Origin of the sequence: Streptomyces sp. NPDC005899 (assembly GCF_040629645.1) — a bacterium.
Classification (GTDB): Bacteria; Actinomycetota; Actinomycetes; order Streptomycetales; family Streptomycetaceae; genus Streptomyces.
The window spans coordinates 1-9,889 of record NZ_JBEXWB010000242.1 but is presented as its reverse complement, the minus strand read 5'-3'; the positions used below and the strand labels follow the sequence as shown (position 1 = coordinate 9,889).

Here is a 9,889-nt window from a genome sequence, read left to right as displayed (position 1 = left end):
TGGCCCCCGGCCACCGGGCGCCCCCCCTGGCCCGGTTTGCGCGGGGGGGGGGGGGGGGGTAACCCGGCCCCCCGGGCCCGCCCCCGGGCGACGTCGTCGCCCGCGGCCTTCGCCACCGACTGGCTGGTGTGGACAGCCATCAGTCGGCCTGCCTTCCTGAGTTACTTCCAGCCCTTGAGGAGCTTGCGGTAGGAGTCGCCGGTCGTCGACGCGGCCTTCTCCGGCGTGGACTGCCCGGTGAGGACCTTGGTGTACTCGGTGACCAGCGGCGCGAAGAGGCTGCCGGTCTCCGGGATCCAGGGGCGCTCGACGGCGGTCTCGACGACGGGCTTGAAGAACTGGACGATCTCGCTGTCCGCGGCCTCCTGCTTGGAGTACGCCGAGGTGCGGGTCGGGAGCAGGTTCAGCTCACCGGCGGTCTGCGCCTGGGTCTCGACCGAGGTCATGTAGTCGACGAAGGCGTAGGAGGCGTCGAGGTTCTTGGAGCCCGCGTAGACGGCGAGGTTGTGGCCGCCCTGCGGGGCGCCCTGCCCGGCGGAACCGGCCGGCACCGGGGAGATGCCGAGGTTCGCCTTGTCGGTGAACTCCTTGCCGGTCAGGGTGTCGGCGACGGCCCAGGGGCCGTTGATCATCATCGCGACCTTGCCGTCCTTGAACGACGACTGCATGTTCTCCCAGCCGTCGGTGGCGTCGGTCTTGGCCGCACCGGAGTCGACCAGGTCCTTGACGGTCTTGAATGCCTTGACGCCCTCGGGCTTGTCGACCGTGACCGTCTTGGAGGAGGCGTCGACGAGGTCGCCGCCCTCGCCGTAGAGGAAGGAGAGGAACCAGTACGCGTCGTCGCCGCGCAGGTAGAGACCGGTCTTGCCGGTCTTCTCCTTGATCTTCAGGGAGGTGGTCTTCAGGTCACCGATGTTCTTGGGGACCTCGACACCGGCCTCCGCGAAGATCTTCTTGTTGTAGAAGATGCCCATGGAGTCGATGACCTGCGGGACCGCGTAGGTCTTGTCCTTGTACCGGGTCGACGCCGCGGCCTGCTTCAGGAAGTCCTTCTCGTCCTTCAGCGCCGGGGTGCCGTCCAGCGGCGCGAGGTAGCCGAGGTCCGCGAACTCCGGGGTCCAGGCGACCTCCGAGCGGATGACGTCGGGGGCGCCGGCGCCGGCCTGGGCCGCGTTCTTGAACTTGTTCTGCGCCTCGCCGAAGGGCACGTTGACGTACTTGACGTCGACCTTCGGGTGCTTCTTCTCGAAACCCTCGGCGATCTTCTTGAAGACCTTGTCCTCGCTGCCGACGGTCGAGGTGTCCCACCACGTCACCGTGCCGGAGAGCTCGCCCGAGCTCTTGCTGCCGCCGGACTCGTCGTCGCTGCCGCAGGCGGTCGCCGCGAGCGCCAGGGCCGCGACCAGGGCGGTGGCCGTTATGCCACGTCGCATCTGAACTCCTTCAACTGCCGTACCGCTCCGTCGCGGCGCCGGGTCGACGTGAACGTAACAAGGATGAAAGGCCACCGAAAGACCTTGCGGAAGATTTCTGCAAGCACCGCCGATCGTTACATTGGCGTGTCCTCAAGGTTGCCGTCAAGCCTCTTGACGAAGGCCACCCGACCCTGCCGACAGCAGGCCAGGCGCCTCCCGGCGGGCGGTACGACGATCGCATCGCAAGGCAGGGTGGCGCCCGCAAGGTCTTGCAAGATGTTGCCGCGAAGGCGGCGGAAACCCTCCCCGGCCGGGCCGCGGACCGCGGATCCCGCGCGTGGTGGGCAATCCGACACGCGCCCGGTACAGTCCACTTCCATGACCGCACGGCTTGCCGATATCGCAACTCAGGCGGGGGTCAGCGAAGCGACGGTCAGCCGTGTACTGAACGGCAAGCCCGGTGTCGCGGCGACCACCCGCGAATCCGTCCTCGCGGCGCTCGACGTCCTCGGCTACGAACGCCCGGTACGCCTGCGCAGGCGCAGCGCCGGGCTGGTCGGCCTGATCACGCCGGAGCTGGAGAACCCGATCTTCCCCGCCCTGGCCCAGGTCATCGGGCAGGCGCTGACGCGGCAGGGCTACACACCGGTGCTGGCGACACAGACGCCAGGCGGCTCCACCGAGGACGAACTCACCGAGATGCTGGTGGACCGCGGGGTCTCGGGCATCATCTTCGTCTCCGGACTGCACGCCGACACCTCCGCCGACATGGGGCGCTACGAACAGCTGCGCGCGCAGGGCGTCCCCTACGTGCTGGTCAACGGCTTCTCCCCCAAGGTGCAGGCGCCGTTCATCTCCCCCGACGACCGGGCCGCGATGCGGCTCGCGGTCACGCACCTGGTGGCCCTCGGGCATCAGCGCATCGGTCTCGCCGTCGGCCCGAAGCGCTTCGTGCCGGTGCTGCGCAAGATAGAGGGCTTCCACGCCACCATGCGCGAGCAGCTCGCCCTCACCGCCCAGGAGGTCGAGGAGCTGATCCAGCACTCCCTCTACACGCTGGAGGGCGGCCAGGCGGCGGCCTCGGCGCTGATGGAGCGCGGTTGCACCGCGGTGGTGTGCGCCAGCGACATGATGGCCCTCGGAGCGATCCGGGCGGCCCGCCGGCTCTCGATGGAGGTGCCGCGCGACCTCTCGGTCGTCGGCTACGACGACTCACCCCTCATAGCCTTCACCGACCCGCCGCTGACCACGATCCGGCAGCCGGTGACGGCGATGGGGCAGGCCGCGGTGCGCACGCTGCTGGAGGAGATCGGTGGCACGCCCGCCCCTCACAGCGAGTTCGTGTTCATGCCCGAGCTGGTCGTCCGCGGTTCGACGGCCGCCGGGCCGGGCACCTCGTCCGGGCCCGTGGCACGCCGGTGAGGACCACCCCGTGCGGACCGGCGGGCACCCGGGCGCGGGGGGCGTGCTTCCGCCCGTGCGCCAGGCCTTAAGCTTCACGACGTGCGGCCGGTACCCGACCGGAGGATCATCGGGCAGACGGGTACGTATCTGGCAGACTCTGCGCCTATGGGTGAATCGCACGTGACCACACAGGAAGACCGCACGGCGGTCACCCCGTCACCCCGCGCGGCCGGAGCGACCCTCGCCGAGCCTGCGGGGTCCCGCTCGCGGTGGTCCTCGCAGCTGCGCTCGATGCGCAGCCCCCGGCGCCCGCGCCTGTGGTTCGAAGTCCTGCTGATCGGGGTCAGTTACTGGCTCTACTCACTCGTTCGCAACGCCGTGCCGGAGCAGAAGACGGCCGCCCTGCGCAACGCGGACCTGATCTGGTCGCTGGAGCACGGCGTCGGGCTGGCCTTCGAGGAAACGGTCAACCACGCGGTCAACTCGGTGACATGGCTGATCGTGTCCATGAACTACTACTACGCGACGCTGCACTTCGTCATCACCATCGGTGTGCTCGTGTGGCTGTTCCGCCGCCATCCGGGCCGTTACGCGGCGACCCGTCTGATCCTGTTCGCGACCACGGCGGTCGCCCTGCTCGGCTACTACCTCTTCCCGCTGGCCCCGCCCCGCCTGATGAGCGGCGGCGACTTCATCGACACGGTCATGCTGCACGAGACCTGGGGTTCGATGGCCTCGGGCAACTTCAAGCACATGTCGAACCAGTACGCGGCGATGCCGTCCATGCACATCGGCTGGTCCCTGTGGTGCGGTCTGACCATATGGGCCCTGGCGGCCGCCCCATGGGCCCGCATCCTGGGCCTGCTGTACCCGTGCGCCACGCTGGTCGTGATCGTGTCGACCGCCAACCACTTCTGGCTGGACGCGGTCGGCGGAATGGCCTGCCTGGCCTTCGGCTACGCGCTCTCGTACGGCTGGTACGGCTCGCTGCCGCACCGCCTGCCGAAGCAGGCCCCCCGCCCGGCCGGGCGGAGCCGGCTGCGTGCCCTGCTCCCCGGTGCGGCCCCCGCCGCCGACCCGGGGCCCCGGGACTGAGGCCGTCCCCGGAGGCGGGGGACGGCCTCACGGGCCGCCGCCCGGCGGGCATTTCACCCCGCCGTTCCGTAGAACCGCTCCTCCATCACCGCCCGTGCCCGCCGGGTGATCCGCCGGTAGTCGTCCAGCATGTCCCCGACGTGCCCCAGCTCGTACCCCAGGTAGCGTCCCACCGCCGTCAGCTCCCGAGGGTTCGAGGGGAAGGTGTCCGCCGCGCGGCCCCGGACCAGCATCACCGCGTTCCGCACCCGCGTGGCCAGCACCCACGCCTCGTCCAGCGTCTGCGCCTCCTCGGCCGGGATCAGCCCCGCCGCGCACGCCGCGGCCAGCGCCTCACGCGTACGCGTCGTGCGCAGCCCGGGCTCGGCCCAGGCGTGCTGCATCTGCATCAGCTGCACGGTCCACTCGACGTCGCTCAGACCGCCCCGCCCCAGCTTGGTGTGGAGGGTGGGGTCCGCTCCCCGCGGCATCCGCTCCGACTCCATGCGGGCCTTGAGCCGCCGGATCTCGCGCACCGCGTCGTCCCCCAGCCCTCCCGCCGGATACCGCAGCGGGTCGATCAGCTCGATGAACGCGCGACCGAGCTCCTCGTCCCCCGCCACCGGCTCCGCCCGCAGGAGGGCCTGGCTCTCCCACACCAGCCCCCACCGCCGGTAGTACGCCTCGTACGACTTGAGGGTGCGCGCGAGCGGACCGCTCTTGCCCTCCGGCCGCAGGTCGGCGTCGATCAGCAGTGGCGGATCGGCCGTCGGCAGTTCGAGCAGCCGGCGCATCTCGCCGATGACGGAGTTCGCGGCCCGGGCCGCCTCCTCGTCGCTCACCCCCTCGCGCGGCGCGTGCACGAACAGCACGTCCGCGTCGGAGCCGTAGCTCAGCTCGTGCCCGCCGAAGCGGCCCATGCCGATGACCGCGAACCTGGTCGGCAGGGTGTCGCCCCACCGGGCACGCACCGCCGCGCGCAGGGCCCCCGAAAGGGTGGCGGCGTTCAGATCGCTGACCGCGGAGCCGACCCGGTCCACGAGCGCCCCCGGATCCGCCTCCGCGGGATTCTCCTCGGTCCCGTACGAACTGATCAGGTCGGCCGCCGTCGTGCGGAACAGCTCCCGCCGCCGCACCCCGCGCGCCACCGCGGCGGCAGCCTCCGCACCCGGCGCCCGGCTCACGGCGGCCAGCACCTCCTGCTCCAGGTGGGCACGGTCACGGGGCCGCAGTCCCTCCGGGGCACCGAGGAGGGCGACGGCCTCCGGGGCGCGCATCAGCAGGTCGGGGGCGAGGCGGCCGGCCGACAGCACGCGGGCGAGGTTCTCCGCCGCCGCGCCCTCGTCGCGCAGGAGCCGCAGGTACCAGGGGGTCTTGCCGAGCGCGTCGGAGACCTGCCGGAAACCGAGGAGCCCCGCGTCCGGATCGGCGGAGTCCGCGAACCAGCCGAGCAGCACCGGCAGCAGTGTGCGCTGGATGGCGGCCTTGCGGGACACACCCGAGGACAGCGCCTCCAGGTGGCGCAGCGCGGCGGCGGGATCGGCGTAGCCGAGTGCCTCCAGCCGGACGACGGCGGCCTTGGCACTGAGCCGGGTCTCGCCCGGTGCCAGCTGGGCGACCGCGTCCAGCAGCGGACGGTAGAACAGCTTCTCGTGCAGCCGGCGCACCACGGAGGCGTGCCGCCGCCAGGCCTTGTCGAGCTCGACGACCGGGTCCGCGCGCAGCCCGAGGGAGCGCCCCAGCCGCCGCAGGTCCGGTTCTTCCTCGGGCACCAGGTGGGTGCGGCGCAGCCGGTAGAGCTGGATGCGGTGCTCCATGGCGCGCAGGAAGCGGTACGCCTCGTCGAGCTGCGCCGCGTCGGCCCGCCCGACGTACCCGCCGTCGGCGAGCGCCCGCAGCGCCTCCAGCGTGGAACCGACGTGCAGCGTGCTGTCACTGCGCCCGTGCACCAGCTGGAGCAGCTGGACGGCGAACTCGACGTCCCGGAGCCCGCCCGGGCCGAGCTTCAGCTCCCGGTCGACCCGGTCGACGGGAATGTTGTCCACGACGCGGCGGCGCATCTTCTGCACGTCACCGACGAAGTTCTCCCGGTCGGCGGCCTGCCAGACCAGGGGCGACACGGCCTCGACGTACTCCGCGCCGAGCGCCGGGTCGCCGGCGACCGGGCGGGCCTTGAGCAGTGCCTGGAACTCCCAGGTCTTCGCCCAGCGCTGGTAGTACGCGAGGTGGGAGGACAGGGTCCGCACGAGCGGCCCGTTCCGTCCCTCGGGGCGCAGGTTGGCGTCGACGGGCCAGATGGTCCCCTCGACGGTGGTGTCGGAGCAGACGCGCATCATGTGGGCGGCGAGCCGGGTGGCGGCCTGCAGGGCCGCGCTCTCCTCCGCCCCTTCGGCGGGCTCACCGACGAAGATCACGTCGACGTCGGAGACGTAGTTCAGCTCGTGCCCGCCGCACTTGCCCATGGCGATGACGGCGAGCCTGCACTGCGCCGCGTCGGCGGGCGCGGCGGCGCTCGCGACGGCGAGCGCCGAGCGCAGGGTGGCCGTCGCGAGGTCGGCCAGCTCGGCGGCGACCTGGGCGACGTCGGTCGTACCGCACACGTCACGGGCCGCTATCGACAGCAGTGACCGGCGGTAGGCGACCCTCAGCGCGTCCGGATCGGTGGCGCCGGCGAGCATGTGCTCGAACTCCGCGACGCCGGGGTGGAGGTCGGTCGCCTCGTAGGTGACCAGCGCGTGCCAGTCACGCGGGTGCCGCGCCAGGTGGTCCCCGAGCGCCTCGGACGCGCCGAGCACACCGAGCAGCCGGTCGCGCAGCGGCTTGGCGGTGACGAGCGTGTCGAGGAGCACCTGCCGCCCGTCGGCCTCCACGGCCTCGACGAGCCGGACGAGGCCGCGCAGGGCCAGATCGGGGTCGGCGGTCGCCCCGAGCGCGTCGAGGAGCACGGGATCGGCGCGCACGGACGACAGCTCGGGGAGGTCCAGCAGCCGTTCGGCGGCGGACGGGTCGGTGAAACCGTGCCGCAGCAGTCGGGTGAACGTACTGCTCCTGCGTCCCGGCACCGTCGTCATCCCGCGTTCTCCTGCCCGCCGATCCCACACATCCGGCTTCCGAGCCTAGCCGCGTGCCGCTGATTCCGGAGCGGCGGCGGGCCCCGGACGGCCGGCCGGGGTCCGCGGGTGTCTCACGGGCGCTCGCTGCGGGTCCCGATGACCACGTTCGCGTACAGCTCCTCCGAGACGACGACGCGCGCGTCGAGCCCGCCCGCGCCGACGGTCTCCCGGGCCCGCGCCGCCTGGCGTTCGCTCGTCTCGACGAACAGGCTGCCCCCCGGGGTCAGCCAGTGCGGGGCCTCGGCGGCCACACGGCGCATGACGTCCAGCCCGTCGCCCCCGCCGTCGAGCGCCACCCGCGGCTCGTGGACGCGCGCCTCGGCGGGCAGGAACCCGACGTCTCCGGTGGGGACGTAGGGCACGTTGGCGAGCAGCACGTCGACCCGGCCGCGCAGCGACGCGGGCAACGGTGCGAAGAGGTCGCCCTCGTACACCGTGCCGAGCCCGCCGACGTTGCGCCGCGCGCACCGCACGGCTGCGGGTTCGACGTCGGCGGCGTGCAGTTCGACCCCGGGCAGCATCGATGCCAGCGCGGCGCCGAGGGCGCCCGAACCGCAGCACATGTCGACGACCACGGCCCCGGCGGGGGCGAGCGCCGCGGCCTGCGAGACGAGGAACTCGGTACGGCGCCGCGGTACGAAGACGCCCGGGTCCACCGCGATGCGCAGGCCGTGGAACTCCGCCCAGCCCAGGACGTGTTCGAGCGGCAGTCCGGCGACACGGCGTTCCACCATCGCGGCGAGCCGGGCGGGGTCCGTGCCGGCGGCCAGGAGGAGGTCCGCCTCGTCCTCGGCGAAGACACAGCCGGCGGCACGGAGCGTGGTGGTGATCGAGGAGAGGGTGAGGGGCGGGGTCGACGACGACATGCGGCGGAGCCTTTCGGGGGAATCCGATGGGCGCTCCGCGTCGCTCTACGCCGTGTCGGCCACGCGACGGCCTGAGAGGAGCACCCGTGCTGGAACAGCGGTAATGGGTCTCACCTCCTGGGTCGGTCCCGGTCTCGGGAAGCGGCACGTTACCAGAACGGGCCCGGCCGCCGGCCGTCTCCGGCGGCTGCCGCACGGGCTCGCGGACGGGTGGCGAGGCCACCGGCCGACCGGGGCGGGGCCCGCCGGTCACCCGGACGGTCGCTCGCGGCCCGGCCGCCCCCAGACCGGGGCTCCCGCCGGGGCGGGCCGCGGCCGGGTGGCCCGGTGCGGCTCGCCGCCCGCGCGGCGGCCGGAGCCCGACCGGCACCGGATGTCCCGCCGGCGCCTCGACCGGTCCCGCGGCGCGCCGGCCCGGTGGTCGTGCCCGAAGCCGGGTCCGGGCGGGCCGACCCGGTCGACCGCCTCCGCGGTACGCGGATCGTCCCGCAGCGCGAGGCGTGCCCCCGCCCTTCCCGACGCCCCTCACCGGACGGCGGGTGGAGCGGGCCCCGGCCCGGGGCCGGCCCGGACGGGGACGCGAGGGGCGTCGTCCGTCACCGCGTCAGGACGAAGCAGCTGACGACCGGCTCCGCCCCGACGCCCCACCGGCCCCTGCCCGGCCAGGTGTACCAGTAGTGGTCCTTCTCCCCGCCCTCGCCGGTCCACGCGTCGGGAGCCGACGCGTAGGCCTCGCCGCAGGCTTCGCCCGCCATCCGCTGGGCCTTGTCGTCGCCCGGGTACGTCGCGCCGAACTTCGCGTGGGCGAAGACGCGTGCCTCGTGCGGACCGGTGCAGGGGACGGACACGACCAGGTCCAGGATGCGGGTCCCCGTCGTGAGATCGGCACACGCGCCGTCCTTCACCTCACCGACCGCGGTGGTGAACCGCTTGGCGTCGAGTGTCCGCTCCGACGCCGGGGGCAGGACCGGCGCGGACGTGCCGAAACCGCCCACCTCCAGTTCGGCGCGCAGCCCGGTCGTCCCGGCGAGCGCGCTGCCCTTCCTGTCGAGCAGCGCGGAGAAGTCCGCCTCCGCCCCGACGATGCGGCCCTCGTCGTCCACCGACAGGCCGAGCGCCACCGGGGTCGCCGTACCGTTCGGGTCGATGTCGCTGGTCAGTTCGGCACGCAGGTCCTCGGAGAACATCCGCAGGGCGTTGAACGCCGTGAGCCTCGCCCGATAGGTCCGACCGCCGCCCTTGCCCGCCGGCGACTCCTCGACGTTCTGGGCCCCGCTCACGATCTCGAGGAGCGTGCCGCCGAGCGGGGATTCGGCACCCCGCAGCGCGTCGATGGCGTCGTCACTGCCGAAGGCCGCCGAGGCCCCGTCATAGCGCAGCCAGTAGCCGGCCTCCCCGGCGCGCAGCCGGATGGTGTCCGGTTCGACCACCGACCGCACCCGGGCCGGGGGCCGGCCCTCGCCGAGCCGCGTACCCAGAAGCGCGTCCTTGGCCCTTTCCGGCAGCTTCGCCGGGAGGGTCCAGCCGGTCGAGCCGACGGCGGTTCCGCCCGCGAAGTCGACCCGTCCCGACGACGTCTGCACCGTGTCACCCGCCGCCGACGTGAAGGTCAGGGACTGGGTCACGCGTGCGGTGCCCGCTGCCTGGGTGGCGAGCAGTGCCTGGCGGGGCTGCTGCCCGACCGGCGCGTCGAAGACCGGGTGCGCCGGTTTCCCGTCGGCCGCACCACCGGAGCAGGCGGTCAGCAGCAGGGCGGCCGCGACGACGACGGCACACAGAGGGGGGAGTTCACGTCTGATCACACGGGTTCGACAGCGCACCCGCCCGTCGGGTTGCCCTCACCCGGATAACGGAAGGATCACCTCCCCGCGCCGGGGCCCAGCCGCGCGCGAAGCCCGGACGGCGCCTCGGCCGACGGCCCACGGACGGCCCAGGGCCTCGGGGCTCGACGGCCTGGTCGGCAGGGGCTGACGCCGGGCACGTTCACCGGGGAGGTCAGCGAGCACGCGAGCGGGTA

The 9,889-nt window shown here is 73.0% G+C and carries 6 protein-coding genes; 2 read left to right on the top strand and 4 right to left on the bottom strand.

Annotated features, from left to right (window positions below):
- Positions 1-161 precede the first annotated feature (161 nt).
- Positions 162-1,433 (bottom strand): extracellular solute-binding protein, encoded by a 1,272-nt coding sequence (locus ABZ371_RS23265; protein WP_358682844.1) that lies wholly within the window; start codon positions 1,431-1,433, stop codon positions 162-164.
- Between the two features lie 360 nt (positions 1,434-1,793).
- On the opposite strand from ABZ371_RS23265, the gene ABZ371_RS23260 reads away from it, so the two are divergent.
- Both ABZ371_RS23260 and ABZ371_RS23255 read left to right on the top strand, forming a co-directional pair.
- A complete protein-coding gene (locus ABZ371_RS23260; RefSeq protein ID WP_358682842.1) occupies positions 1,794-2,837 on the top strand; it encodes a LacI family DNA-binding transcriptional regulator in 1,044 nt (347 codons plus the stop codon).
- A 147-nt stretch (positions 2,838-2,984) separates the two neighbouring features.
- Positions 2,985-3,914: a phosphatase PAP2 family protein gene (locus ABZ371_RS23255; protein ID WP_358682840.1), complete on the top strand. Its 930-nt coding sequence runs from the start codon at positions 2,985-2,987 to the stop codon at positions 3,912-3,914.
- A gap of 53 nt (positions 3,915-3,967) precedes the next feature.
- Here ABZ371_RS23255 and ABZ371_RS23250 read toward each other — a convergent pair whose 3' ends face one another.
- The 3 genes from ABZ371_RS23250 to ABZ371_RS23240 all read right to left on the bottom strand — a co-directional run bounded on the left by ABZ371_RS23250 (position 3,968) and on the right by ABZ371_RS23240 (position 9,674).
- Positions 3,968-6,964 (bottom strand): bifunctional [glutamine synthetase] adenylyltransferase/[glutamine synthetase]-adenylyl-L-tyrosine phosphorylase, encoded by a 2,997-nt coding sequence (locus ABZ371_RS23250; RefSeq protein ID WP_358682838.1) that lies wholly within the window; start codon positions 6,962-6,964, stop codon positions 3,968-3,970.
- A gap of 113 nt (positions 6,965-7,077) precedes the next feature.
- Positions 7,078-7,872 (bottom strand): putative protein N(5)-glutamine methyltransferase, encoded by a 795-nt coding sequence (locus ABZ371_RS23245; protein ID WP_358682836.1) that lies wholly within the window; start codon positions 7,870-7,872, stop codon positions 7,078-7,080.
- A 596-nt stretch (positions 7,873-8,468) separates the two neighbouring features.
- Positions 8,469-9,674: a hypothetical protein gene (locus ABZ371_RS23240; protein WP_358682834.1), complete on the bottom strand. Its 1,206-nt coding sequence runs from the start codon at positions 9,672-9,674 to the stop codon at positions 8,469-8,471.
- Positions 9,675-9,889: the final 215 nt, after the last annotated feature.

Excerpts from the sequence above, each read along its gene's own strand:
- ABZ371_RS23250 (WP_358682838.1), bottom strand. The coding sequence starts at position 6,964 with ATGACGACGGTGCCGGGACGCAGGAGCAGTACGTTCACCCGACTGCTG.
- ABZ371_RS23260 (WP_358682842.1), top strand. The coding sequence starts at position 1,794 with ATGACCGCACGGCTTGCCGATATCGCAACTCAGGCGGGGGTCAGCGAA.
- ABZ371_RS23255 (WP_358682840.1), top strand. The coding sequence starts at position 2,985 with ATGGGTGAATCGCACGTGACCACACAGGAAGACCGCACGGCGGTCACC.
- ABZ371_RS23245 (WP_358682836.1), bottom strand. The coding sequence starts at position 7,872 with ATGTCGTCGTCGACCCCGCCCCTCACCCTCTCCTCGATCACCACCACG.
- ABZ371_RS23265 (WP_358682844.1), bottom strand. The coding sequence starts at position 1,433 with ATGCGACGTGGCATAACGGCCACCGCCCTGGTCGCGGCCCTGGCGCTC.